This window comes from Streptomyces sp. NBC_01288 (genome assembly GCF_035982055.1).
In the GTDB taxonomy this organism is placed as follows: Bacteria; Actinomycetota; Actinomycetes; order Streptomycetales; family Streptomycetaceae; genus Streptomyces.
Map to the genome: position 1 here is coordinate 1504937 of NZ_CP108427.1, position 24912 is coordinate 1529848.

Genomic DNA, 24912 nt, shown 5'->3' on the forward strand with positions numbered 1-24912 from the left:
TACTGAAGCCATGCGAATCGGCGAGATCGCCGCCCTCATCGGGGTCACCCCGCGGGCCGTGCGGCACTACCACCAGCTCGGGCTGCTGCCCGAACCCGTACGGCGGAGCAACGGGTACCGGGAGTACGGCATCCGGGACGCCGTCCTGCTCGCCCGGATCCGCCGGCTGACCGAGCTGGGGCTCGGGCTCGACGAGGTGCGTGACGTCCTCGCGGACGACGAGGGCCGCGAACTGGTGGAAGTCCTCCAGGAGTTGGACGAGGACCTCGGCCGGCAGGAAGCGGTCATCCGGGAGCGGCGCGAGCGACTCGCCGCACTGCTGGCCGAGGCGCGGGGCGGGCGGCTGACCGCCGAAGCGCCGCTGTCGCCGCAGCTCACGGCGCTGCTGGCGGGCCTCGGCGAACTGCCGGACTCCCCCATGGCCGTGAAGGACCGGGAGATCCTTGCCCTCCTCGACACCGTGGCCCCCGAGGCGGACCGGGTCCGGCTGATGGAGACGCTGCGGGGAATGGCCGAGCACGCGGGCGAGATGTACGGCCTGCTGGACGCCCTCGCCGACAAGGAGCCGGACGACCCCGAGGTGACCCGTGCCGCCGCCGCGCTGGCGGCCCTGCTGCCCGACGACCTGGCCACCCGGTTCTCCGACCAGCCCGACGGCGGTCTCACCGACGCCATCTTCGCGGACCTGGCACCGGCCCAGTCGGCGGCGGTGCACCGTGCGATCGAACTCGCACAGCACCGACAGTTCGCGAACGACCGACAGGAAGACCCGTCATGACGACGACGTCGGAGATCCAGACGCCCCTCACCCAGCCCGAAGTTCCAGTGCGAGGCCCGGTCCTGCGGACGTTGCGCGCCGTCACGGTACCCGCCCAACTCGCCCTGGCCATCTGCCTGTTCAGCGGGGTTCCGGTGCCCGATGCCGTTCTGCTCGGCGGCAACCTGCTCCTGCTGGTGCTTCTCGGCGCCGAGGCCTACGTCTGGCTGCGGCTACGGCGGCTCGGCCTGTCCCGGCGGCAGGCGTTCGAGCGGCTCGTGCCTCAGGGTGTGGCGCGGTACGTGGCGCACGAGGCGCGGATCATGGCGAGCCTGGTCCGGTGGGTCGTACGCCGTCCGCACGGTGTCGGCGAGGCCGACGGTGTCTTCCCGCACGCCCGCGACCAGGCCGCGATGATGTACGGCCTCACGTTCGTGTGCGTGGCCGAGACGGTCGCCCTGTCGTTCCTGCTCGCCCGGTGGCCCGTCGTCCACGCGGTCCTCCTGGTCGTCGACGTCTACACCGTGCTGTTCGTCCTCGGTATGCACGCCGCTGCCGTCACCCGGCCGCATGTCCTGGCCGGGGGTGTCCTGCGCATGCGGCAGGCGGCCAACGTCGACATCCGGGTTCCCGTCGACCGGATCGCCGCCTTCCGGCGCGAGTCGCTGTTCACCCACGCGAAGAAGGACGGCGAGCTGAACCTGCCCATCGGCTCCCAGACCTCCCTCACGCTCGAACTGACCGAACCGGTCAACGCGCCGAAACTCCTCGGCGCCCCGCGCCTCGTACGGGTGATCAGGCTGCACGCCGACGACCCGAAGTCCCTCTACGACGCGGTCACTCAGGCACGAACCGCATCCGCGCCCGCACCCGCACCCGCGCCTCAGGACGCCGACTGAATGTCCCCCCGCGTGGACGACGCGATCGTGTCGCGGTGGGCGAAGTCGCCCGGGGGGATGCCGGGGTGGTGGCCGAGGGGGGTCGAGGGCGCCGCGACCGAGGGGCCGAGGGTGAGGCGGGAGACGATGCGGTAGCGGTCGCCGCGGTAGATCGAGTGGACGTACTCGACGGGCCGGCCCGTCGTGTCCGAGGTGAGGCGTTCGAAGAGCAGGGCCGGGGAGAGTTCGGGGACGTCGAGGAGTTCGGCCTCGGCCCGGGTGACGACGGTCGGCTCGATCGCCTGGACCGCCTCCTGGACGTGTACGCCGTGCTGTTCCCGCAGGTGTTCGTACAGGTCACCGGCCTCCAACTCCTGGGCGGACAGGGTGGGAACCAGATCGGCCCTGATGTGCAGATGCTCGATGGCCATCGGGGCGCCGTCGACCAGGCGCAACCGCGCCACGTACACGACCTCGGCGGCGGGCGAGAGACGTAGTCTGCGGCCCACCCGGGCGCCGGCCGGGACGGTGGTGAACTCCAGCAGACGGCTCGACCAGGCCCCCGCGGCCTGAGGTGCCGTCATGGTCTGCTCGGTGGAGACGAGTTCTTGGGTGATCTTCTCGGGCGCCACGAACATCCCGCGTCCGTGCTCCCTCACCAGCAGCCCCGCGGCGACGAGTTCGTCCACCGCCGCGCGCAACGTCGGCCGGGACACGCCGAGTTGGGCGCAGAGGACCCGCTCGGAGGGGATCGCGTCCCCCGGGTGGTGCGACTCGACGAGGTCGAGGATGAAGTCGCGGACCCGCTCCCGTTTGAGCACCGCGCCTGGCGCGTCGGCCTTCATGTCGCACTCCCTCATGCAAGGAACCCCCGGTTGACCACTTGACCAGTTGCCCAATAGTCGCCCGTAATCGCCCTGTTGACCAGGGCAGTGTAACCACCGGCGAGCCGTGATCATCCCGGCCCCGCCCGGTTAGCACGCCAAGTCCCCTCACAACAGAGGGGGTTGACGCACCCATTGGTCTATGCCACCTTCATCCCCACATCGAGAGGTGAGCTGTCCAGTGGGCTTCACTGGTCAGGTGGTCAGTTCATGTCCTCCAGAGGTGAACCGTGAAGTTCCGCTTCTTCGCCGGCGTCTCCGTGCTCGTGCTGACCGCCGGACTGAGTGCCTGCAGCAGTTCCTCCGATTCCTCCGGCACCAGCTCCGGCGGGAACACCACCATCGACGTCTGGCTGATGCGGGACAGCGTCTCGGCCCGGTTCCAGAACGAGTTCGTCAAGGGCTTCGAGACCGCCCACCCGGACATCAAGGTCAAGGTGCAGATCCAGGAGTGGGACGGGATCGGCGAGAAGGTAACGGCAGCCCTGGCCAGCAACGACGCACCGGACGTCATCGAGACCGGCAACACCCAGGTCGCCCAGTTCGCGCAGAGCGGGGGGCTGCTCGACCTCAGCGACAAGGTGGCCGACCTCGGCGGGAAGACCTGGCTCAAGGGCCTCGCCGAGCCGGGCTCCTACGACGGCAAGCAGTACGGCATCCCGTACTACGCCGCCAACCGCGTCGTCATCTACCGCACCGACCTCTTCAAGCAGGCCGGCATCGACGCGTCCACGATCAAGACGCGCGACCAGTGGATCGCCGCCACCAAGAAGCTCAACTCCGGTGGCACACAGGGAATTTACCTGCCCGGCCAGAGCTGGTACACCCTCGCGGGCTTCGTCTGGGACGAGGGCGGCGACCTCTCCACCCGGTCGGGCGGCAAGTGGAAGGGCACGCTGGACACCCCCGAGGCGATCAACGGCATGCGGTTCTACGAGCAGCTCCAGGCCCTCGGCAAGGGCCCGAAGGACTCCGACGAGGCCAACCCGCCGCAGGCCGACGTCATGGCCAAGGGGAAGGTCGCCCAGGTCATCTCGACTCCGGGCGGCGCCACGGCCGTTGTCCAGGACAACCCCGAACTCAAGGGCAAGCTGGGCTTCTTCCCGATCCCGGGCAAGACCGCCGCCACCCCCGGCGCGGTCTTCACCGGCGGCTCCGACCTGGTCATCCCCACCGCGTCCGCCAAGCAGGGCGCGGCCTACACCTTCGTCAAGGAACTCACCGGCGGCGCCTGGCAGAAGAAGCTCGCGCTCGCGATGAGTTACGTCCCGAACAGGACCAGCCTCGCCTCCGCGGTCGCCTCCGACCCGGGCGCCGCGACGATGGCGGTCGGCGCCGCCGAGGGCCACGCGACACCCAACACTCCCGGCTGGGCCGCCGTAGAGGCGAAGAACCCGATCAAGGACTACATGACGGCCGTCCTCACCGGGGGCGACATCCAGAAGAAGGCGGCCACCGCGTCCGACGCCATCACCGCGGCGATGAACTCCGTTTCCTGACCTGCCCGTTGCTCATCGGAAGGAGGAACGCCGTGTCGGCCGTCCGAGAACAGACCACCCCACGTCCCCCGCTCGGCACCGGCCCGTCCCGGCGCTCCCCCGGCCCGGATCCGCGCCGCCCGGCACGGACCGCAGGCCGCGGACTCTGGCCGTACGTCCTGATCGCGCCCGCCGTCCTCGGCACGCTCTATCTGCTCGTGTACCCGCTGATCCGTGCCGTGGTGATCTCCCTCCAGGACTTCGGACTGCGTCAACTCATCGTGGGGCACGCGAAGTTCGTCGGGCTCAAGAACTACGGCACGCTGCTGGGCGACCCGCACTTCTGGGAGGTCGTACGGCGCACGTTCCTCTTCATGGGGATCAACGTCGTCCTGATCATGACGTTGTCGACACTGGTCGCGCTGATGGTGGAGCGGCTCGGCCGGTTCGGGCGGACCGCGGTGCTGAGTGCGCTCGTGCTGACCTGGGCGATGCCGGTCATCTCGGCGACGACCGTCTTCCAGTGGCTGTTCCACTCGGAGTTCGGCATCGTCAACTCGGTACTCACGGGGCTGGGGTTCGAGTCCTTCGACCGCTATCCCTGGTTCGCGCACGGGCCGGCCGCCTTCGCGATCGTGGTCGTCCTCGTGGTGTGGCAGTCGGTGCCGTTCGCTGCGATCACCCTGTACTCGGCGCTCACCACCGTCCCCGCCGAGCTGTACGAGTCGGCGCGCCTCGACGGGGCGTCGGGACCACGCATCTTCCGCTCCATCACGCTGCCGATCGTCCGGCCGATCTACCTGCTGGTGTTCTCGCTCGAAGTGATCTGGACGTTCAAGGCGTTCGTGCAGATCTGGGTGATGACCAATGGCGGTCCCGGCGACGCCACCACGATCCTGCCCGTGTACGCGGTCCAGACCGCCCTGTCGAGCCAGCGCTACGACCTCGGTGCGGCGGCCTCCATGGTCACCGTCGTGCTGATGTCCGGCGTGCTCGTCCTCTACTTCCGCCAGATGTTCCGCCAGGAGGACGAGCTCGCATGAGCACCACCCGGCCCCGCGTCCGCCGCCTGCCCCTGAACGCCGCCGCCGCCGTCACGGTCCTGGTCTGCCTCTTCCCGGTGTACTGGATGGTCGCGACCGCGTTCACCCCGACCCGGGACATCCAGTCCGACAAGCCCCGTATCGTGCCGGAGAGTTGGACCCTCGACCACTTCCGTACGGCCGTCGGTGCCGCCGGTTTCGGTCTGTTCTGGCGCAACAGTCTCCTCGTCACGCTGAGCGCGGTCCTGCTCGCCCTCGTCATCGCGCTGGGCGCGGCCTACGCGGTCGCCCGGATGAAGTGGAAGGGGCGCCGGCAGTTCATGCTGATGGTGTTCATCGCGCAGATGGCGCCCTGGGAGTCCCTGATCATCCCGGTGTACATCATCTCGCGGGACACCGACATGCTGGACCGGCTGCCGACGCTGACGCTCGTCTACTTCATGATGACGCTGCCGTTCACGATCATCGTGCTGCGTGGCTTCATCGGCACGATTCCCCCGGAGTTGGAGGAGTCCGCGCAGGTCGACGGCTGCACCCGGTTCGGCGCGTTCCGGCGGGTGGCGTTCCCGCTGCTGGCGCCGGGGCTGATGGCGACCTCGCTGTTCGGCTACATCACGGCGTGGAACGAGTTCACGTACGCCAACTTCCTGATCATCAAGCAGCAGGACCACCGCACGCTGCCCGTGTGGCTGTCCTCCTTCCAGAACGTCTTCGGCACCGACTGGGGCGCCACCATGGCCGCCTCAACTCTCTTCGCCGCGCCCGCACTTGTGGTGTTCCTGCTGCTCCAGCGCCATGTCACCTCCGGCTTCGCGGCCGGCGCGGTCAAGGGCTGAGCCGCCGCACCGCCTCCCCCACACACCCCCGCCCCGCTCCGGAGACGATCCATGCCCGCACAGCGTTCCGTGCACTCCCTCGTCCCCCGCCCCACCAAGTCGGCAGCCAGGCCAGGGCGGTTCACACTCGACGCCGACACCGCGCTGCACATCGGCACGGGCGCCGAACCGGCCGCGGACCTGCTGCGCACCCTGCTCGCCCCGGCCACCGGGCTGCCTCTACCCGCCTCCCCCGAGGGCCGGTTGACCCTCACGCTCGACCCCGGGCTGGCCGGTCTCGGCGAGGAGGGATACGGACTCACCGTCGCCCCGCACGCCGTACTGCTGCGCGCCGCGCACCTCACCGGACTGCTGCGTGGCATCCAGACGATCCGTCAACTCCTGCCCCCGCAGGCCCTGTCGGAGACTCGGCAGCCCGACGCGGAGTGGCTGCTGCCGTGCGTCGAGATCACCGACCTCCCCCGTCATCCCTGGCGCGGCGCGATGCTGGACGTGGCCAGGCACTTCCAGCCCGTCTCCTATCTCCGCCGGTACGTCGATCTGTTGGCGCTGCACAAGATCGGCGTGTTCCATCTGCACCTCACGGACGACCAGGGCTGGCGCATGCCGGTGTCCGCCTACCCGAAGCTCACCGAGATCGGCGGCCACCGCGCCGAGTCCCAACTGGGTCCCGCCGGACGCGACTTGTACGACGGCGTCCCGCACGGCGGCTCGTACACCCGGGCCGAACTCGCCGGCCTGGTGAGCTATGCGGCCGCTCGCGGCGTCACCGTCATGCCGGAGATAGAGATGCCCGGGCATGTACGCGCCGCCCTCGCCGCCTATCCCGAACTGGGCAACAACCCCGAGCGCACCCTCGACGTCTGGACCCGCTGGGGCGTGTGCGACACCGTCCTCGGGGTCCACGACGAGGTCCTCGACTTCTGCCGTACGGTCCTCGACGAGGTCATGGACGTTTTCCCCTCGCCGTACATCCACGTCGGCGGCGAGGAGTGCCCCACCGCCGAGTGGACGCACAGTGTCGCCGCGCGCGAACGGGCCGTTGCGCAGGGCCTGTCGAGCCCTGCGGCGCTGCACGGCTGGTTCCTCGGGCAGATCGGCGACTTCCTCGTGCGGCACGGGCGGCGACCGGTCGGCTGGGCGGAGACGGGGGCCGAACTGCCCCTGGATTTCACGGTGATGACGTGGCGCGACGCGGCGCACACCCTGGCGGCGGCGCGCCGCGGCCACCCCGTCATCAGCGCCTATCACCGGGCGACCTATCTCGACTACGCCCAGTCCGAGGACCCGGGCGAGCCCAAGGGCCAGCCCGGCGGCGTCGTCGATCTGCGTGCCGTCCACGCCCACGACCCCGTTCCCGAGGACGCCGAACGGAGCGCGGCCGAGCGGGTGTTGGGCACCCAGGCCCAGTTGTGGACCGAGTTCGTCAGGACGCCCGAGCGCATCGAGTACCTCACCTACCCCCGCCTGTGCGCGCTGGCCGACCGCGCCTGGAGCGGCGCGACCGACTGGGCGGACTTCCGTTCCCGGCTCGACGAGCACACGGCCCGCCTCGACGCGCTGGGCGTCCCGTACCACCCCTGACCTGTCCCGCTTCAACTCCCCCACCCATCTGTCCCGTTCCGGAATCACCCCACCTTTCTGGAGAGGCACGACATGAGACTCGACAAGAGGTTCGACACGAGGTTCGCGAAGAACAGACTGCGTGCCGCCGCGTCCGCCGCCGTAGCGGTGGCCGTGGGCGCCGCCGCGCTCACGGCCATGCCGTCCACCGCGAGCGCGGCCGGCGACGGGCTGAGTGTCCAGTACCGCACGAGCGCCACCGGTGCCACGGCCGACCAGTCCGAGCCCTGGTTCAAGGTGAGGAACACCGGCTCCAGCACTGTGCAGTTGGCGAGCGTCAAGCTCCGCTACTACTTCAAGGCGGACTCGGCGAGCGCGAGTTACCGCTTCGCGTGTTCCTGGGCGGTCAAGGGCTGCGCCAACGTCACCGGAACCTTCGGCACACTCACCAACCCGACGGCCACGGCGGACCGTTACCTGGAGATCGGCTTCACCTCCGGCGCGGGCACGCTCGCTCCCGGCGCCGACACCGGTGACATGCAGCTGCGCTTCTACCAGTCGACGTGGCAGACGCTGACCCAGAGCGACGACTACTCCTTCGGCGCCTCGCAGACGTCGTACGCCGACTGGTCCAAGGTCACCGCGCAGTTGGCCGGCGCCACGCTGTGGGGCACCGCTCCCGCCGGAAACGACCCGACGAACCCGCCCACCGACCCGCCGACCGATCCCCCGGCCACCGGCGCCGCGCTGTTCGACGACTTCAACTACAGCGCCTACAACGACCCGAAGATCTCCTCGCACGGCTGGAGCGTGCGCTCCACCTCCGGCGGTCCCGGTGTCTCCGGTGCCACCTGGGCGCCCCAGAACGTCACGTTCGCCGGCACGAGCGGCAACTCCGTGATGAACCTGGAGACTTCGACGTCCGGCACCGGCGAGAGCACCAAGCAGACCGAAGTCGTCACCAACACACGGAAGTTCAAGAACGGCACCTACGCGGCCCGGGTCAAGTTCAACGACGCGCCCAAGTCGGGACCGGACGGCGACCACCTCGTCCAGACGTTCTTCACCATCAACGACCTCACCGCGCCGCTGGCGGACGACTACTCCGAGTACGACTTCGAGTACCTCCCCAACGGCGGCTGGGGCGAGACCTCCAACATCCTGTACACGACGTCCTGGGAGACCTACCAGGCCGACCCGTGGATCGCGGTCAACCAGCACACCGAGGGCCGGCAGAGTTACAACGGCTGGCACGACCTGGTGCTGACCATCGACAACAGCAGCATCAAGTACTACATCGACGGCCAGCTCTTCGGCACCCACGACGCCGCGTACCTCCCGGAGCGGCCGATGTCGATCAACTTCAACCAGTGGCTGATCGACTTCGGCGGCCTGACCAGTTCGACACCGCGTGCCTACGACGAGCAGGTCGACTACGTCCTGCACGTCAAGGACCAGGTCCTCACCCCGGCGCAGGTGGCCGCCAAGGTCGCGGCGTACCGCGGCGCGGGCACCACGTTCGAGGACACCGTGCCCAGCAGTTGATCACTCAGGGCGGCGGGCCGCGCACTCGGCGTACGGCGTCCGAGCGCGCGGCCCACCGTCGCCTAAGCTCCGGCCCATGCGCGTAATGGTCTTGGAGGACGACCCCGAGCTGGGGCCCGTCGTCGCTGCTCAACTGCGTGACGCGGGGTTCGCGGTGGACCTCGCGCGGACGCTGGCCGAGGCGGATCTCAAGCTGTCCGTCAATCGCTACGACTGTGTCGTGGCCGATCGTTCGGTCCCGGACGGCGACTCCCTCACGCTGCTCGCCGCACACCGGCGGGCGGGTTCGGTGCTGCCCTTCCTTCTGCTGACGGCGCTGGACGCGGTGAGCGACCGGGTGGCCGGCTTCGAGCACGGGGCGGACGACTACCTGGTGAAGCCGTTCGCCTTCGCCGAACTGGTCGTACGGGTAAGGGCGTTGTGCCGCAGGGAGCAACCCGCGCGCCCGTCCGTCCTGCGCACGGGCGACCTGGAACTCGACCTCCCGCGACGCCGGGTGACCCGGGCCGGGGTCCTGCTCAGCCTCTCCGCCAAGGAGTTCGCGGTCCTCGAACTGCTGATGCTGCGCGCGGGCGAGGTGGTGACCCGCAGCGAGCTGATCGAGAGCTGCTGGGACGAGGCGAGCGAGCCGATGTCGAACGTCGTGGACGTCCTGATCGGCCAGCTGCGCAGACGCCTCGGCCCGCCCGACCCGATCGCGACCGTGCGCGGGGTCGGCTACCGCCTGGGCGGCGACGCGTGAAGCGCCGTACTCAGGCACCGGCCCCGTCACCCGCCGTCGCCCGACTCCGCCGCACCCGCCGGCTGATGACACTCCTGTTCGCGTCGACGACCGCGGCCTGTCTCGTCGTACTCGCCGTGGTCGCCATCCGGATCGATTCCGCCTCCCGCCGGTCCGGCCTCGACCACGAGGTCGGCAGTCGCGCGGCGGGACTGTCGCGGGCGGTCTGGTTCGATGACGCGGGCGTCCTGCACCTGGAGCCCCTGCGCGACGACGAACTCGCCCAGGGCGCCCAGGTGTTGGCGGTGTTGCAGGCGGCGCCGGGAAAGACGCCGACCGTGCGGAACGTCGTACCCGGACGGTCGTCGCTGCCCGACACGGACCGGTTGGACGAGGTCTGGCACAGCGTCCTGGACGAGCAGGGAACGGTCCAAGTCAGCGCGTCCGCCACCAAGGGCGGGCGGTTGCGGTGGGCGGTGGCGCCGGTCTGGGACGGGGACCGGATCGGGGCGGCCGTACTCGTCGGCACGGAACTGGCGCGCAGCGAACACGACCACGACCTCCTGGTGCGCTGGCTGGCCCTCGGCTGCACGGCGCTGGTCTGCTGCGCGGCGGCCGTAGGACATCTGTTGTCCGGTCGGGCCATGCAGCCCGCGCTGCGCGGGCTGGGCCAGCAGGAGCAGTTCCTGGCCGAGGCGGCGCACGAGCTGCGGACGCCGCTGACGACGCTGCGGCTCGTGGTGGAGCGGAACGGTCCAAGCGACGAGGCGCTACGGCTGGTGGACCGGCTCAGTCGGCTGGTCACCGGGCTGCTCGCCAGGGCGCGGCTGGAGTCCGGGGCGCAGCGGGCCGAGCTGGTGCCGTTGCGGCTGGACCAGTTGGTGGAGACCACGGTCGAGGAGTTGCCGGACCACGACAGCGTGACGGTGACGTCCGAGCCGGTGGTGGTGCGCGGCGATCCGGATCTGCTGGCGCAGGCGGTGCGGAATCTGGTGGAGAACGCGCAGCGGCACGGGGGCCCGGCCGGTTCGCCGGTGGAGGTCAGCGTCACGCCAGGGCTGGTCACGGTCCGCGACCACGGGGACGGCGTACCGCTCGCGGACCGGGAACGCGTGTTCGCACGCGGGGTCACCAGGACCGGTCCAGGCACGGGCGCGGGCCTCGCCATCGTCCGCTGGGTCGCCGGTCTGCACCACGGCACCGCCCGCCTCACGGACGCCCCCGGCGGCGGCCTGCTCGCCGAACTCCGGCTCCCCATGGACCGGTCCCAGGCGTCCTCATCTTCATCTCATGAAGGTCCCGGCACCGTGGGCGCATGAACGCATTGCGCAGCCCTGCCGTCCTGGTCACCACCACCGCCGTGAGCATCGGCGCCGTGCTCGTCGGCCTGAATGTCTACGGCGAGGCCGCCACGCCGTCCACCGCCCATGTGGCCGTCCGGGTCGACCAGGTCGGCTATGTGAGCGGCGAGACGAAACAGGCGTACGTCATGGGACCCACGAAGGCGCTCGCGGGGGCGCGCTTCAAGGTCGTCGACGCGAAGGACAAGGTGGTCACGGCGGGGCGGCTCGGTGCCGTCACCGGCCATTGGAACGCCAAGTTCCCGTCCGTACGGACCGTCGACCTCTCCGCGCTGAACACGCCCGGCACCTACCGCATCGTCCTGTCCGGCACCGCGTCCGGCCGCTCCCCCGCCTTCCGGATCGCCGACGCGAGCGAGCTGATGACCCCGCTCGTCCGGGACAACGTCCGCTTCCTCCAGGCACAGCGCGACGGAGCCGACGTGGTGTCCGGCGGCCTGTCCCACGGCCCGTCCCATCTCGCCGACGAGGACGCGACCGTCTACGCCGACCCGCACTACGACGAGGCCGGCGAGGAACTGCTCGACGAACGCCTGACCCCGACCGGTGTGAAGGCCGACGTCTCGGGCGGCTGGTTCGACGCGGGCGACTTCCTCAAGTTCACCGGCACCACCTCCTACTCGACCGCCGAACTCCTGCTCGCCGAGCGGGACTTGCCGGACATGAACACGCTGTCCGCCGAGGCCGAACACGGGCTGGAGTGGGTGGACCAGATGTGGGACGGGGACAGCGGGACGCTCTACGCCCAGGTCGGCGTCGGCGCGGGCAACGACGCCGTACGCACGGATCACGACGTGTGGCGGCTGCCGGAGGCCGACGACCGGCTCGATGTGTCGCCCGGTGACCCGGACTACACGATCAAGCACCGGCCGGTGTTCCGCGCGAACAAGCCGGGCGAGCCGATCACCCCGAGCCTGGCGGGACGAGTGGCCGCGGTGTTCGCCCTCGCCGCGCAGCGCACGGCCGACTCCGACCCGGACGAGGCGCGGGAGTGGCTGGAGAAGGCCGCCGCCGTCTACGACCTGGCCGACACCGACCACGACCCCGACAAGCCGCTCGTCACCGCCTTCCCGAGCGCCTTCTATCCCGAGGACTCCTGGCAGGACGACATGGAGTTCGCCGGCGCCGAACTCGCCCTGGCCGCACGGGACTTGGGTGACGACCGGGAGGCCGACTGGACCGGCGAGGCCGCCCACTGGGCCAAGGCTTACCTGGACTCCGACGTCAAGGGCACCCTCAACGTCGCGGACGTCAGCGCGCTGGCCCATGTCGACCTGGCCACCGCCCTGGACGGCGCCCGCAGCAACGGAGTTGGGGCCGATGGCCTGAACAAGGACCTGCGGCGCCAGTTGGAGGACGGGGTCGATCACGCCGAGCACGATCCGTTCGCGGCCGGTGCGGTCTACGACGACTTCGACGCCGTACCGCACACCTTCGGGCTGGTGGCCACCGCCCGCCTCTACGCCAAGGCCACCGGGGACACCCGCTACGACGCGTTCGCCGGCCGGCAGCGGGGCTGGGCGCTCGGCGCCAACCCCTGGGGAACGAGCTTCATGATCGGCGCGGGCGAGGTCTATCCGCACTGCCCGGAACACCAGTTGGCCAACCTCCGCGGCAGCCTCGACGGGAAGGGCGCGATCCTGCGGGGCGCGGTGGTCAACGGCCCCAACGCGGCTGACAAACTGGCCGAGTTGAACGGCTTCCCGACGATGAGGAAGTGCACCGCCGCCCCGCCGTCGGGAGCCTGGACCGACTTCGACGGCAAGGGTTCACGGTACGTGGACGACGTGGGCGCCTGGCAGACGGTGGAGCCCTCGCTGGACTTCACCACGACGGCCCTGCTGGCCTTCGCGCTGACCGCGCGGGACGAGGACGCGTAGCCGAGCCTCTGAGCCTCCTCAAGTCGCTTGGCACGCACGGGACATCACGGTCAGGCTGAGCCCCATGACTGGAATCACGGGACTGAGCAAGAAGAACACCTTCGTGCTGACCATCCGGGACGCCGACGTGGTCGCGGCGGCTCTGCGTCAGGCGGTGGCCGGGGCCTCCCCCGAGGAGCGCCCAGGCCTGGAACGCGCCGTCGCGCTCGTCGAGTCCACCGCCGCCGCCAACGAAGGCCAATTGCACGCCCGTTGGGTCCGGTCCCGGCTGGCGGCGACCGGGTTTACCGGGGACCTCGACTCGGTCGCCGCGGTGCGTGCGCTGCGCCAGGCGGAACCGCGACTGAGCCTGCTGGCCGCCGTGCACCTGCAGAAGGAGGCAGTGGCCCATCCCGAGTGATCCGGCAGCCCCCGGTCACGCGGGGAGTGGAGACTGCCGGATGCGTGGGGCCGCTCAGGACGTGAGGTAGCAGGACTTGCTCACGCCCGGCAGCGGGTCGGAACCGAAGGCCGCCGTCGTGCAGCTCGCGCCGCCGCTGAATGCCTTGTAGAGGAAGCGGCCCCGGGCGCCGTAGGCGACGGTCTGCTGTCCACTGAAGGCACAAGTGCCGCCTTCCGCCGAGCAGTTGGTGGCGTAGCCGACCGGGCCGCCGGTCGCGGTGTAACAGGCCTTCGACTCACCGGAGATGGGGTCGCCGAACGTGGCGTCGGTGCACGCGGTGTCACCGGTGGCGATGGCCGTGGTGAACGCTCCGTAGGCGCCGTACATCACCGGCTGGCCCGCCGTGGCGGCACAAGTGCCGTTCTGGTCCGCGCACTTGGTCCAGCCACCGGCCGGGGCTCCGGCGGGCGGCAGGTAGCAGGACTTGGCGACGCCGTCGATGGGATCGCCGAAGTGGGCGTTGGAGCAGGCGACGTTGCCGTTGGTGACCTGGTGGACGAAGTTGCCGTTGGCGCCGTACGCGACGTCACGGTTGTAGCCGGGGACGGCGCAGGTGCCGTTCTCGGCCGCGCAGGCGGTGTATCCGGACGGGCCGCCCACGTCGGCGACGTAGCAGGACTTGACCAGGTTGGCCGCCGGGTCGCCGCCGAAGGAGTCGTTGGAGCAAGTGGTGCTGCCGGCAACGGTCTTGTACGTGTACGTCCCGGCGCCGTAGGCCACCGAGCGGGTGCCGCTGAAGGAGCAGGTGCCGCCCTCGCCCGCGCACCGGGTGTAGCCCGCGCGCAGGGCGCCGGTGCCGGGTTCGGTGGGCGGCGACGGGTTGCCGAGGCCGCTGGCGGAGACGGTGTAGCTGCCGGGGGCGACGCCGGTGAGGTGGATGTAGGTGTCGTCCTGGCTGCCGCCGGTGATGCCGGAGGTGGGCGTGAAGGCTCCGTTGCTCCAGACGGTCGCGCCGTTCACGGTCACCGTGATGTTGCCGCCGAGCTTCGGGACGCCGATACGGCCGGTGCTGCCGGAGGGGCTGGAGAGGGTGGCCGAGTAGGTGCCGGCCGACGGATCGCGCGACCAGGACGCGTTGATGGCGCCCTGGGGCATGGTGATGCGGCCCTGGGCGCTGGTCAGGTCGCCGGGGTGCGGGACGAAGCGGTAGGCGCCGGTCGACGACTCGGGGGCGGTGCCGAGCACGTCGAAGGTGAGCGTGGAGGTGGGCGCGGTGGACCAGCCGTGCGCGAGGCTCATGAACGAACCGCCGTACGCCAGGCCCCCGTCGGACTGGATGCCCTCCCAGAACGTGCTCTTGGTGCCGATGTCGCTGTCGAGCATGTGGCCCCAGGTGCGGCGGATCTGGTCCAGGGCGGTGAAGTCGTCGTTGGCCGTGAAGCGGGCGTTCAGCTCCATGCCGCCGGCGAACGGCGAGACGTTGCCGCCCCATTCGGGCGTGGTCGGGCCGTAGATGCCCCAGTTCTTGCCGAGCCCGGTGATGATGCTCTTCGACTTGGCGGTGGAGTCGCTCAACCCGTACCAGACAGCGAGGGAGTTGCCGTCCTGCGGGTACAGCCCGCTGCTCGGGTTGTCCTTGTACATGCCCTTGGAGGCGTCCCAGAGAAGGGAGTTGGCGGCGGTCTTGATCGCGGCGGCCTTGCTGTTCCAGCTCGCTGCAAGGGCGCTGTCGCCCTCGACCGTGGCGAGGGTGGCGCCGCCCTTGAGAGCGCCGTACAGCAGCGCGTTGGCGGAGATGTTCTCGCCGCCCTGGCCGACCCGGGCCCAGTCCTGGGTGCGGGTCACGTCGAGGAGGTTGTTGCCGTCGATCTTGTTGGTGATGAAGGCCATCCCCCGCTTGTAGTTGGACCATTCGGAGTCCAGCCACGACCGGTCGGCGGTGTACGTGTAGTACGTGGACGTCCCCAGCAGGGTCCACGTGTGGTAGGTGTCCGAGCCGGTGAGGTTGAACGGCGGCCCGGACCAAGGGATTTCACCCGCCGACGACTGCGCGTTGTACATCGTGGTGAGCGCGTTGCGGGTCGAGGTGAGGTCGTTGGAGTACGCGTACTGCGTGGGGACGGCGATGCCCATGTCGCCGGGCCACACCGTGCGGTCCCGCTTCGCGCCGTCGACCAGCACGGAGTCACCGACGCCGACGGTGGCGCTGTTGTCCCAGGCCGAGGAGGGCGGGGGCCAGGCACGGCCCTGGTTGGAGGCGATGGTGTTCAACTGCACCGTGTACGCACCGGCGTACCAGATGCGGTTGAGCAACTCGTCGCTGGAGGTGAAGTAGTTGGGGTAGTCGGCCGGGTTGGACTTCCCCGGTGCCGCGGTGAAGTTGAGGCTGACGCCCTTGAGGTCCACCCAGCCCGAGCTGTCGAGGAAGACCGTCAAGTAGCGGAACCCGCCCCGGAGTTGAGCGGTGGGCACGGTGTACGTGCCGTTGGCGGAGGGCGTGGCGTAGAGGGCGCCGTCCTCGCCGTCGCGGCCGCTGCTGCGGTCGCTGTTGTTGCCCACGTACAGGGACGACTCACTGAAGGCCAGACCGACGCGTTGACCGCTGGAACTGGTGCTGCCGAATGACAACGTTACCAATCCGCCGACCTCTTTCCCGAAGTCGAGCGTGACGGCCGACTGCGAGCCGGAGATCCGGGTCGCCTGCCCGTTGAGGACGTTCGTCGGGTTCGCGACGCTACCGGACGTGCGGTAGACGGCGGTCGGCTTGAGAGTACGCGAGGTCGGCGAGTAGTTCACGGCGTCAAGTGCCGCCTTCGGGGCGGGTGTTGCGGTCACCGGCGCCGCGCCCGCGGACAGGGCCGGGGTCACGGCCAGCGCGGCGGCCACCGTCAGGGTGAGCCCGACCAGGCGGCCCGGTCTGGGCTTTCGGTTCTGCGGTGGCCTGCGGCGGCGCATGAGTACCTCCCGGATCGGTGGGGGAACCAGCCGCTCAACTGGACAAGCAGGCATGTGAATCGATTCAAATCGATCGACCGCAGGGGCCTGGAAGTGGAAGAGCAACGGGTACGCGAGATGACTCGCCGAAGTTCGCACCGATGATGGGCGCCGGGCGAGCGGGTGTCAACCCGTCTCGGCAGCCTTCAACTCCCGCGAAAAAAGCGCACCTTACGACATTGACAGGGCCGCACCAAGCCGGTTCACTGCGTCGAGGACGGGTAGAGGTATGGACCATTGATCCACAGCTGAATCCATTCACACCCAGCGTCCCCCATCGTGAAATCGAGGCGAGTTCCGGTGTCCCTACATGACGTCGACATCGTTGTCAGACCACGGTTCCTCAGCTTTCTGCTGACGGCCGCCCTCGCGTTCGTGGCGCTCGTCCCGATCGCGTCGCCGGCGTCCGCCGCAACCCAGGTGTGCGTCCTCGCCTGTGACGCGCTGGACCCTTCGCAGGCCAAGCAGGAAACGTTTCCAGTACCGGACAAGACGCTCAACGGACGGGTCGTCCGGCTCCATGTGTCCGACGCGGACGACATGGCGTGGGCCAGCGTCGACAACGGCACGACCGGCGACGCGGTGTGGTTGGACCGGTCCTGGGACGGCGGCGCCACCTGGGACGGTCTGCTCGGCAAGGCGAGCATCCCGAGCACATGGACCGGCACCAGGACGCTGATGTACAACATCACCGACCCGCGCAACCACAAGCGCGGCCTGGTCCGCGCCTGCGGCGACGCGGCCGGCGTCGGCTGCACGAACTGGGTCTACCCCACCGTCTGCGACACGGTCTGCGACGGCACCAGCGCGAGCCAGGCGGCGGGCGACGACCAGCCCATCCCCTCAACCACCCTCTACGGTCGCACGATCCGACTCCACGTTGACCAGAAGAACTCCATGGCCTGGGGAAGCATCGACACCGGTGGCGCGGGTGACGAGATCTGGTTGGACCGTTCCTGGGACGGCGGCTCGACCTGGCCGGACGGTTCCTCCCTCGGCCGTACGAGCACCCCGTCCGGAGCGACCACGACCCGCACCGCGATGTACGCCGCCCGCGACCCGCGCGGTCTCCTCTACGGCGGCGCGGTCCGCGCCTGCGGCCGGGAGGCGAGCCACAACGAGGGCAGTTGCACCGCGTGGTACCGGCCGGTGCCGACCCGGGCGCGCGCCGCGGCCGACGCGCTGATGACGTCGTACGACCCCTACAACGGCTGGTGGCCCAGCAGTTGGTGGAACTCGGCGGCGACCCTCACCTCCGTCATCGACTTCGCGAAGACGACCGGCACGCACGACTACGACTGGATCATCGCCCGCACCTTCGACCAGAACAAGGGCGTCTTCCCGGCCGGGACGCGCAGTTCGGACGCGATCGAGGGCGACTTCATCAGCCGCTCGATCGACGACTCGGGCTGGTGGGCGATCGCGTGGATCGACGCGTACGACTACACGCACGACGCCCGCTACCTCAACGAGGCCGTCACCATTGCCAATTACGTCCAGCAGTACTGGGACACCAGCACCTGCGGCGGCGGTGTGTGGTGGGACCGCGAGCGGACCTACAAGAACGCGGTGACGAACGGGCAGTACCTGTGGCTGACCACCGCACTGCACCAGCGCATCGCCGGTGACACGGTCTGGCTCCAGCGGGCGAAGACGTCGGCCGCCTGGTACAAGGCCAGCGGGATGATCAACTCCGCGGGTCTGGTGAACGACGGTCTCTCCTCGTCCTGCGCCAACAACGGCTCCACCGTGTGGAGTTACAACCAGGGGCTGGCCATCGGTGCCTTCACGGAACTGTGGAAGACGACCGGCGACAGCTCGATGCTGACCACGGCGCGGACGCTGGCGGATGCCGCGATCAGCAACCCGCAGCTGACGGTGGGCGGGGTGCTGACCGAGTCCTGTGACATCGGCTCGGCGTCCTGCGACGACAACCAGAAACAGTTCAAGGGCATCTTCATGCGGAACTTCGCCGACCTGGCGAGGGCGACCGGCTCCACGACCTACCGGGCCTACATCCAGAAACAGGCCGACACCCTGTGGGCGTTGGACCGGTCCACGCTCAACACCCTCGGTGAACGCTGGGCGGGCACCACCCCGAACCAGACCGACTGGCGTACGCAGGCCGGCGCGCTCGGAGCGCTGACTGCCGCGGTGGGGAGCTGAGCCCGCCGCGGGGAGCTGAGCCGCAGAGTGGGTGCGGGACACCTGGGTCAACGGCGGCCTGGTTGCGCTCCTCGGGCGCGACCAGGCTGATCGTGCGACATCACCTGGAGACCCGAGACCCACCCGAGGAGCGGACGATGAGCGTCACCCACACGGACACCGACACGGAAGCGGGCACGGAAACCGGCACGGGCGCCGTGGCCTGGAACAGCGAGACCCTGGACGAGATCGTCTCGAACGACGCGGGCCGTCCCGTCCTCTTCGCCAACGCCCGGGTCCTGACCATGGACTCCCTGATCGGAACCCTGCGCGGCGCCGACGTCCTGCTCGTCGGCGCCCTGCTGGTGGGCGTCGGCCCGGGCATCATCACGGCGGCGGGCGACGACAACGCCATCGTCGTCGACTGCACCGGCATGACGGTGGTCCCGGCGGTGGTGGACGCCGTCGCGCTCGTCGGCGGACGGGGCCAACGCGCGGATTACGTAGAGACGTTGACACCGGGGAACACGGGCGACCTGCTCGTCGTAGCGGACTCGCCTGCCCCCGATGTGGCGAGCGCGCAGGCCGCGTTGCTCACCCGCCCGGAGGAGGTCCGCGCCCTGGTGGCGGCCGGCAAGCCGGCCCTCTGGTCCGGCACGGACGCCCCCGACCGGCCTACCGCCCCCGAGGCGGGCATCCCGGCCACCCAAGACCTCACCGGCAACCCGCGCATCGACGTCTGGATCGACGAACACGACTTCCTGCACCAGGAGTTGACCCCAGACGGCCGTTACGACGAGACCCGCGGCAGCCGCCCGCACGCCCACGAGGGCCGCTACTGGATCGACGGCGACCGGATCGGCTGTCTGGACGACCTCGGGTTCTGGGCGTTCGGCGAGTTCCGGGGCGAGGAACTGCATCACGCGGGGTATGCGAAGCGGCTCGGGGCGCGGGCGCAGTGCTTGTTCAGGTCGGTCCCCGGGCGTAGCAGTCGTTCAAGCCAGCCCCGGGCGTAGTAGTCGTTCAAGCCAGCCCCGGGCGTACTGATCGTTCAGGTCGGTCACTCCGGTGTGCCCGCCAGTTCCATCGCCCCGCGGCGCAGGGCGAGGGCGGCCGGGGCGACCGCCGAGATCACGGCGAGTACCGCGCAGGCGCCCATGGTCCGGCCGAGCGCCGCCCAGGGCATCTCGATCGGCGTCCACACCGAGAGCAGGCCCAACGCGCCCCACATTCCTGCCAGGTTGAGCCCCGCGACCAGCGCTCCCAGCACACCGCCGGCCACGACGACCATGAGCGCCTCGGCGGCCACCAGCCGCAGCACCTGCCATCTGGTGGCCCCGGCCAGGCGCAGCACGGCCAGTTCGCGGACCCGGTCGGAGGTCGCCATGACCATGGTGTTGGCCAGCGAGATGCCGGTGTACAGCAGGGCGACGCCCAGGACCAGCAGGAAGCCCGCCCGGGTCGTCCGGTCGGTCTCGGGGTACATGGACCGCACCCACTGCCCGGTGGTGCGCACCGTCGCGCCCGACTCCCGTACCGTGTCGCGCAGTTCCGCGGCCACGGCGGTCGCGTCGGCGCCGTGCGCAAGGCGTACGTCGACCCGGTCGACGGGTGCGTCCGGGGCGTTGCGCGGTGTGACGTAGACGCCGTTGTCGCCGGTGCCGATGGTCATGACGGCGGCGATCCGCAGGGACTTCTTCCTGCCGTCGCCGAGCCGCACGTCGACCCGCTCGCCCACGGTGTGCTGCTTCCACTCCTCGTTGACGATGATCGAGTCGTCGTCCAGGTCGCCCGTCTTCCCGGCGACGAGCGGCAGTTCGGTGGTGTCGGCGAGCAGACGGGGGTCGGCAGCGCGGGCCTCGGACCGGATGAGCGCCGTACCGTCCTCCAGGACGTACACGGCACTCGCCGAGGTCGCGGAGACCTCGGCGTCGGGCACGGTGCGCAGCTTCCTCAGCGTCGCGTCGTCGAAGCCCGTGTCGCGCGCGGCGATGACCACGAAATCGGCGGCGGTCCGTGTGCGAACCTCGGTGACCTTCGCCTCGTCGAGGGTGGCGGTGGCGCCCAGCAGCGATCCCGCCAGCGCGACCGTGACCAGGACGGGCGCCGCGACGGCGGCGGTGCGCCGGATGCCGGCGGCGGCGTTCTCCCGCACCAACATGCCTGTGGCGCCGGGTAGTTGGGCCGGCAGCCAGGCGATCAGCCGGATCAGCGGGGGTACCAACACCGGCGCGAGGAGCGCCACCGCGGTGATCAACAGCATCGGGCGGCTGACGTAGGTCTTGCGGTGCAGCAGGCCGCTCGGATCGTCCACCAGGGCCAGGACCAGGGTCACCACGGCGGTCAGCAGCAGCGCCGAGCCGACCAGCCGGCGGCCCCGCGTCATCGTCCGGGTGTCCACGGATGCCTCGCGCAGCGCCTCGGTGGCCCCGGTGCGCCCCGCCCTCCAGGACGCGGCCAGCACTCCGGCGAGCGCGACGAACAGGCCTGTCCAGAAGGCCAGTTGGTACGGCCAGGTGGAGTCGCCAATGGTGAACCAGCGGGGTGCGAGACCCTCGTCGACCGTCCACTCGGCGAGCTTCGGTGCGCCGTAGGAGCCGAGCACGCAGCCCGCCGCCGAGGCGAGCACGCCGATCAGGAGGGCCTCGGAGACGACCAGGCGCCGGATCTGCCCCGGCGTCGCACCGGCCGTGCGCAACAGGCCGAACTCGCGGCGGCGTTGGGCCACCGTGAACGCGAAGGTCGACGCCACCACGAACACCGACACGAATCCTGCGACACCGCCTGCCGTGCCGTACATGGCGTTCATCGCGGTGAGTTCCTCCCGGTCCCGGTCGGGATCGGTGTCGGCGTACCGGCGTGCGTCGCCGGTCAGGACCTGGACGCCGGCGCTGCCGCGCACCGCCGCGCGTACGTCCACCGCTCCTGCGTCGACGACGAGTTGGACGCTGTGCGCTGCACCGGGTGGCGGACGGCGGAACGGTGGTCGACCCCGAGGTGGTACGCCAGTTGCTGCGCCGCCGCCGCGATCCGCTGGAGCAGCTCACCCCGCGCGATCGCCGCGGAGCTGGTGGTCTCCGAGGCCGCGATCGGCAAGCACATCGGCAACATCCTCACCAAGCTGGACCTGCCCCGACGGCCGGCACCCACCGCAGGGTCCTGGCCGTCCTCACCTACCTGCGGGCCTGACCCGCCGAACGCCCAAGTGCGGGCGGCCGTACCGGATCAGGAGCCACCGCTCCCCCGGAACCCCGCACGCAACCGCGCCTCCGCCCCGGCGTCCGCTCGCGGATGCAGGTCCAGGGCCGCCAAGGCCGCGCCGAGCAGGGGTGGTCCCGTGCACACCACCGGGCGGACGGTCGGCACCGCTTCCCTGAGGCGGTGGTCGACGTCGTCCAGGAGAGCCTGGTGGCCGGCGGCCAACACGCTTCCGCCCAGGACCACTTCGGGGTCCGGGGAGACGGTGAGCTGGAGGCGGCACAGGACCGTGACCGCCATTCTCGCGATCTCCGCCGCGAGGCGTTCGACCAGTTCGGTGGCGATCTCGTCGCCTTCGTCGCGGGCCGCGAAGACCGCCGGGCAGAGTTCGCTGAGACGGATGGCGGGGAGGTCACCCCTGTGCAGGGCGGCGGTGACGTCGGCGACCGTCGCCAGGCCGAAGTGATCAATTACCGCCGCGAGGAGGGCAGTTCGCGGTCCGCGACCGTCCTCCGCCCGTGCCGCGTGCCACAGCGCCGACGTGCCCACGTCGATGCCGCCGCCCCAGTCCCCCGAGATCCCGCCCAGCGCGGCGAAGCCGGTGGTGCGGCCGTCGGGGGCCACGCCGACGCAGTTGATGCCGGTGCCGCAGACCACGCCGACGCCCCAGGGACGGCTGGCACCGGCGCGCAGGACGGCGTAGGAGTCGTTGTCGACGCGCCGGGTCACCGCCCAGCGGCGGGCGCCGACGGCCTCGCGCAACGCCTTGATCTCGTACGGCAGATCGGCCCCGGCGAGGAAGGCCGTGATGCCGTCCACCTCAACGTCGGCCGCCACCCCCGCCGACTCCATCGCCTCGGCACGCAGGGCCGCCAGTACCTCCATCGCCGCGTCCACGCCCACCGCCTGCGGGCGGAAGCCGCCGCCCCTCGCGCGGCCAAGAATCGTGCCGTCCGTCCTCAACACGGCGACATCCGTCTTCGAGTTACCGCCGTCGACGGCCAGCAGCAGGCCTGTCTTCATCAGGCCCACCACAGGTGTTCGCGGTTGGCGGCGACGAGCTTCGCCGCCAACTCCTCGGCCACCTTGACCTGGCCGACGAGAGGATGCGCCAGCAGTGCTGTCGCGACGCGGTCGACTCCGCCGTGCAGGGCTGCTTCCAGGGCCAGTTCCTCGTAGGCCGTCACATGCGCGATCAGTCCGGCGAACAACGGCTCTACGGCCGTGACGGGCAAGGGAGTTGCGCCCTGGGCGTCGATGCGGGACGGGACCTCGATGACGGCATCGTCGGCGAGGAAGGGCAGGGTGCCGTTGTTGCGGACGTTGGCGACGCGGACGTCTCCGGTGTCGGCGGTGAGGGCGTGCACCAGCTGGACGGCCGCCTCGGAGTAGTAGGCGCCGCCGCGCTTGTCCAGCAGGGCGGGCTTCTCCGTCAGGGCCGGGTCGGCGTACATCTTCAGCAAGTCGCCCTCCATCTCCGCCACTTGCTGGGCGCGGGAGGGTTCGCTCAGCTGCTCGCGGAGGACCTCGTCGTGGGCGTAGTAGTAGCGCAGGTAGTAGGAGGGGACGACGCCCAGCCTGCGGACCACGTCCAACGGCATGCGCAGCCGGTCCGCGAGGGCCTGCCCGTGTTCGTCGAAGATGCGCGGGAGGACGTCGACGCCGTCGAGCCGCACGGCCCGTTCCCAGGTGAGGTGGTTGAGGCCGACGTGGTCGAGGGCGACGCGCTCGTGGTCGACGCCGAGCCAGTCGGCGAAGGTGCGTTGGAAGCCGATGGCGACGTTGCAGAGCCCAACTGCCTTGTGTCCGGCGTCCAGTAGGGCGCGGGTGACGATGCCGACCGGGTTGGTGAAGTCGACGATCCAGGCGTTCGGGGCGCGCTTGGCGACCCGTTCGGCGAGGTCGAGGACGACGGGGACGGTGCGCAGCGCCTTGGCCAACCCGCCTGCCCCGGTGGTCTCTTGGCCGATGCAGCCGCACTCGTGCGGGAAGGTCTCGTCGACGTGCCGGGCGGCCTGGCCACCGATGCGGAGCTGGAAGAGGACGGCGTCGGTGCCGTCGATGCCGGCGTCCGGGTCCGCGGTGGTGGTGATCTCCGCGGAACTGCCTTGGCGGGCCAGGATGCGGCGCGCGAACGGGGCGATGACGTCGAGCCGGTCGGGGTCGGGGTCGACCAGGGCGATCTCGGTGACAGGGAGGCCCAATCGGGCGAATCCGTCGATGAGTTCGGGGGTGTATGTGGATCCGCCGCCGACAACGGTGATCTTCAACCTTTGACTCCTGTCAGTGTGACGCCCTCGATGAAGGCCTTTTGTGCGAAGAAGAAGACGATGATCACCGGCGCCATCGCGATGAGGGTCGCCGCCATGGTGAGGTTCCACTGCACCGCGTGGGAGGTCTTGAAGGTGGCCAGGCCCAGGGCCAGGGTCCAGTGGGCGGGCGTCTCGCCGGTGTAGATGAGCGGGCCGTAGTAGTCGTTCCAGGCGTTGAAGAAGGCGAAGAGGCCGACCGCGACGAGCGCCGGGCGCATCATCGGCAGCACCACCCGCGTGAGGACCCGGAGTTCGCCGCAGCCGTCGATGCGGGCCGCGTTGAGGTAGTCCTCGGGGACGGTGAGCAGGAACTGGCGGAGCAGGAACACCGAGAAGGCGTCCCCGAAGAGGGACGGGAGCACCAACGGCCAGATGGTGCCGGTGAGATGGAGTCTGGCCCACATCAAGTACATGGGGATGACGAGGACTTGGGGCGGCAGCATCATCATGGTGATGACGCAGAGGAACGCCGTGTTGCGGCCCTTGAAGCGGAACCGGGCGAGCGCGTACGCGATGGGGACGCTGGACAGCAGGGTGGTCGCGGTGGCGGCGACGGCGTAGATCACCGTGTTGAGGAGCCAGGTGCCGACCGGGGCGGTGGAGAAGACCGTGCGGTAGTTGGACCACTGCCAGTGGTGGGGCCACAGGCTGGTGGTGAGGGACTGGCCGTCGGTCATGACCGAGGTCAGGAAGATGAACACGATCGGTCCGATGAAGGCGCAGGCCAGGCCGACGGCGATGGCGTGTTCGGCGATCCAGATGAGGGTCCTGCGGCGTCCGGCCCGGCCGCGTGCGGCGCGGTGGGGTGAGGCGGCGCGGGTCTGCCGGGCGGGTGCCGGGGCGTAGGTCGTCGTCATCGTGGCGACTCCTCGACGGCCACGTCCCGTGCAGCCGGGGCGACTTCCCGATGGGCGAAGCGGTAGGTCATCGCGGTG

General features: G+C 70.2%; 18 protein-coding genes and 2 pseudogenes. 14 read left to right on the plus strand and 6 right to left on the minus strand.

All coding sequences use genetic code 11. The annotated features are described in order from the left end of the window. Nucleotides 1–10: 10 nt before the first annotated feature. Together OG194_RS06730 and OG194_RS06735 are read left to right on the plus strand one after the other, a co-directional pair. On the plus strand, nt 11–778 hold the full coding sequence (locus OG194_RS06730; protein ID WP_327399925.1) for a MerR family transcriptional regulator: 768 nt from the start codon (nt 11–13) through the stop codon (nt 776–778). Then, complete coding sequence (locus tag OG194_RS06735; RefSeq protein ID WP_327399926.1) at nt 775–1656, plus strand: hypothetical protein; 882 nt, start codon at nt 775–777, stop codon at nt 1654–1656. Before OG194_RS06730 ends, OG194_RS06735 begins: the two co-directional genes overlap by 4 nt. Here OG194_RS06735 and OG194_RS06740 read toward each other — a convergent pair. Next, on the minus strand, nt 1641–2480 hold the full coding sequence (locus tag OG194_RS06740) for a GntR family transcriptional regulator (RefSeq protein WP_327399927.1): 840 nt from the start codon (nt 2478–2480) through the stop codon (nt 1641–1643). The genes OG194_RS06735 and OG194_RS06740 overlap by 16 nt on opposite strands. A 269-nt stretch (nt 2481–2749) precedes the next feature. Between OG194_RS06740 and OG194_RS06745 the strand changes: the two genes are divergently transcribed. The 9 genes from OG194_RS06745 to OG194_RS06785 all read left to right on the plus strand — a co-directional run bounded on the left by OG194_RS06745 (nt 2750) and on the right by OG194_RS06785 (nt 13346). After that, nucleotides 2750–4018: an extracellular solute-binding protein gene (locus OG194_RS06745; RefSeq protein ID WP_327399928.1), complete on the plus strand. Its 1269-nt coding sequence runs from the start codon at nt 2750–2752 to the stop codon at nt 4016–4018. A 32-nt stretch (nt 4019–4050) separates the two neighbouring features. Continuing rightward, complete coding sequence (locus tag OG194_RS06750) at nt 4051–5040, plus strand: carbohydrate ABC transporter permease (protein WP_327399929.1); 990 nt, start codon at nt 4051–4053, stop codon at nt 5038–5040. After that, the gene (locus OG194_RS06755; RefSeq protein ID WP_327399930.1) at nt 5037–5876 is read left to right on the plus strand and encodes a carbohydrate ABC transporter permease; all 840 of its coding nucleotides are present in this window, start codon (nt 5037–5039) and stop codon (nt 5874–5876) included. The genes OG194_RS06750 and OG194_RS06755 overlap by 4 nt, the downstream gene beginning before the upstream one ends. A gap of 51 nt (nt 5877–5927) precedes the next feature. Then, nucleotides 5928–7460: a beta-N-acetylhexosaminidase gene (locus tag OG194_RS06760; RefSeq protein ID WP_327399931.1), complete on the plus strand. Its 1533-nt coding sequence runs from the start codon at nt 5928–5930 to the stop codon at nt 7458–7460. 72 nt (nt 7461–7532) lie between these two features. Next, on the plus strand, nt 7533–8984 hold the full coding sequence (locus tag OG194_RS06765) for a cellulose binding domain-containing protein (protein WP_327399932.1): 1452 nt from the start codon (nt 7533–7535) through the stop codon (nt 8982–8984). A 76-nt stretch (nt 8985–9060) separates the two neighbouring features. Beyond that, nucleotides 9061–9726 (plus strand): response regulator transcription factor, encoded by a 666-nt coding sequence (locus OG194_RS06770; RefSeq protein ID WP_327399933.1) that lies wholly within the window; start codon nt 9061–9063, stop codon nt 9724–9726. Continuing rightward, complete coding sequence (locus tag OG194_RS06775) at nt 9723–11024, plus strand: sensor histidine kinase (RefSeq protein ID WP_327399934.1); 1302 nt, start codon at nt 9723–9725, stop codon at nt 11022–11024. The genes OG194_RS06770 and OG194_RS06775 overlap by 4 nt, the downstream gene beginning before the upstream one ends. Beyond that, nucleotides 11021–12946 carry a glycoside hydrolase family 9 protein gene (locus OG194_RS06780; protein ID WP_327399935.1) on the plus strand — a complete coding sequence of 642 codons (1926 nt, stop codon included), beginning with the start codon at nt 11021–11023 and terminating at the stop codon, nt 12944–12946. Before OG194_RS06775 ends, OG194_RS06780 begins: the two co-directional genes overlap by 4 nt. Before the next feature lie 64 nt (nt 12947–13010). Beyond that, a complete protein-coding gene (locus OG194_RS06785; RefSeq protein ID WP_327399936.1) occupies nt 13011–13346 on the plus strand; it encodes a hypothetical protein in 336 nt (111 codons plus the stop codon). Nucleotides 13347–13400: 54 nt separating this feature from the next. Here the strand turns inward: OG194_RS06785 and OG194_RS06790 are convergent, their stop codons facing one another. Further along, nucleotides 13401–16283 carry an alpha-L-rhamnosidase-related protein gene (locus OG194_RS06790; protein WP_327399937.1) on the minus strand — a complete coding sequence of 961 codons (2883 nt, stop codon included), beginning with the start codon at nt 16281–16283 and terminating at the stop codon, nt 13401–13403. A gap of 339 nt (nt 16284–16622) precedes the next feature. Here OG194_RS06790 and OG194_RS06795 point away from each other — a divergent pair, with 339 nt between their 5' ends. Continuing rightward, complete coding sequence (locus OG194_RS06795; protein ID WP_327399938.1) at nt 16623–18488, plus strand: glycoside hydrolase family 76 protein; 1866 nt, start codon at nt 16623–16625, stop codon at nt 18486–18488. A 137-nt stretch (nt 18489–18625) separates the two neighbouring features. Continuing rightward, nucleotides 18626–19483 carry an Atu4866 domain-containing protein gene (locus OG194_RS06800; protein WP_327399939.1) on the plus strand — a complete coding sequence of 286 codons (858 nt, stop codon included), beginning with the start codon at nt 18626–18628 and terminating at the stop codon, nt 19481–19483. 44 nt (nt 19484–19527) lie between these two features. Here the strand turns inward: OG194_RS06800 and OG194_RS06805 are convergent. Next, nucleotides 19528–21417 (minus strand): annotated as a pseudogene (locus tag OG194_RS06805) (FtsX-like permease family protein); the annotation flags it as partial. On the opposite strand from OG194_RS06805, the pseudogene OG194_RS06810 reads away from it, so the two are divergent. Next, nucleotides 21393–21656, plus strand: a pseudogene (locus OG194_RS06810) (DNA-binding response regulator); the annotation flags it as partial. The pseudogenes OG194_RS06805 and OG194_RS06810 sit on opposite strands and share 25 nt — an antisense overlap. 36 nt (nt 21657–21692) lie before the next feature. On the opposite strand, the gene OG194_RS06815 reads toward OG194_RS06810, so the two are convergent. The 3 genes from OG194_RS06815 to OG194_RS06825 are packed head-to-tail and all read right to left on the minus strand — an operon-like array spanning nt 21693 to nt 24834. Beyond that, entirely contained in the window at nt 21693–22688 is a 996-nt protein-coding gene (locus tag OG194_RS06815; protein WP_327399940.1) for an N-acetylglucosamine kinase, read from the minus strand. Beyond that, on the minus strand, nt 22688–23935 hold the full coding sequence (locus tag OG194_RS06820) for a 6-phospho-beta-glucosidase (RefSeq protein WP_327399941.1): 1248 nt from the start codon (nt 23933–23935) through the stop codon (nt 22688–22690). Before OG194_RS06820 ends, OG194_RS06815 begins: the two co-directional genes overlap by 1 nt. Further along, nucleotides 23932–24834, minus strand: coding sequence for a carbohydrate ABC transporter permease (locus OG194_RS06825; protein ID WP_019058936.1), 903 nt, complete (start codon nt 24832–24834; stop codon nt 23932–23934). Before OG194_RS06825 ends, OG194_RS06820 begins: the two co-directional genes overlap by 4 nt. Nucleotides 24835–24912 lie beyond the last annotated feature (78 nt).

Bases quoted from the DNA above. Each gene is read 5' to 3' on its own strand.
- OG194_RS06730 (WP_327399925.1), top strand. From the start codon at position 11: ATGCGAATCGGCGAGATCGCCGCCCTCATCGGGGTCACCCCGCGGGCC.
- OG194_RS06735 (WP_327399926.1), top strand. From the start codon at position 775: ATGACGACGACGTCGGAGATCCAGACGCCCCTCACCCAGCCCGAAGTT.
- OG194_RS06740 (WP_327399927.1), bottom strand. From the start codon at position 2,480: ATGAAGGCCGACGCGCCAGGCGCGGTGCTCAAACGGGAGCGGGTCCGC.
- OG194_RS06755 (WP_327399930.1), top strand. From the start codon at position 5,037: ATGAGCACCACCCGGCCCCGCGTCCGCCGCCTGCCCCTGAACGCCGCC.
- OG194_RS06760 (WP_327399931.1), top strand. From the start codon at position 5,928: ATGCCCGCACAGCGTTCCGTGCACTCCCTCGTCCCCCGCCCCACCAAG.
- OG194_RS06765 (WP_327399932.1), top strand. From the start codon at position 7,533: ATGAGACTCGACAAGAGGTTCGACACGAGGTTCGCGAAGAACAGACTG.
- OG194_RS06770 (WP_327399933.1), top strand. From the start codon at position 9,061: ATGCGCGTAATGGTCTTGGAGGACGACCCCGAGCTGGGGCCCGTCGTC.
- OG194_RS06780 (WP_327399935.1), top strand. From the start codon at position 11,021: ATGAACGCATTGCGCAGCCCTGCCGTCCTGGTCACCACCACCGCCGTG.
- OG194_RS06785 (WP_327399936.1), top strand. From the start codon at position 13,011: ATGACTGGAATCACGGGACTGAGCAAGAAGAACACCTTCGTGCTGACC.
- OG194_RS06790 (WP_327399937.1), bottom strand. From the start codon at position 16,283: ATGCGCCGCCGCAGGCCACCGCAGAACCGAAAGCCCAGACCGGGCCGC.
- OG194_RS06800 (WP_327399939.1), top strand. From the start codon at position 18,626: ATGAGCGTCACCCACACGGACACCGACACGGAAGCGGGCACGGAAACC.
- OG194_RS06815 (WP_327399940.1), bottom strand. From the start codon at position 22,688: ATGAAGACAGGCCTGCTGCTGGCCGTCGACGGCGGTAACTCGAAGACG.
- OG194_RS06825 (WP_019058936.1), bottom strand. From the start codon at position 24,834: ATGACGACGACCTACGCCCCGGCACCCGCCCGGCAGACCCGCGCCGCC.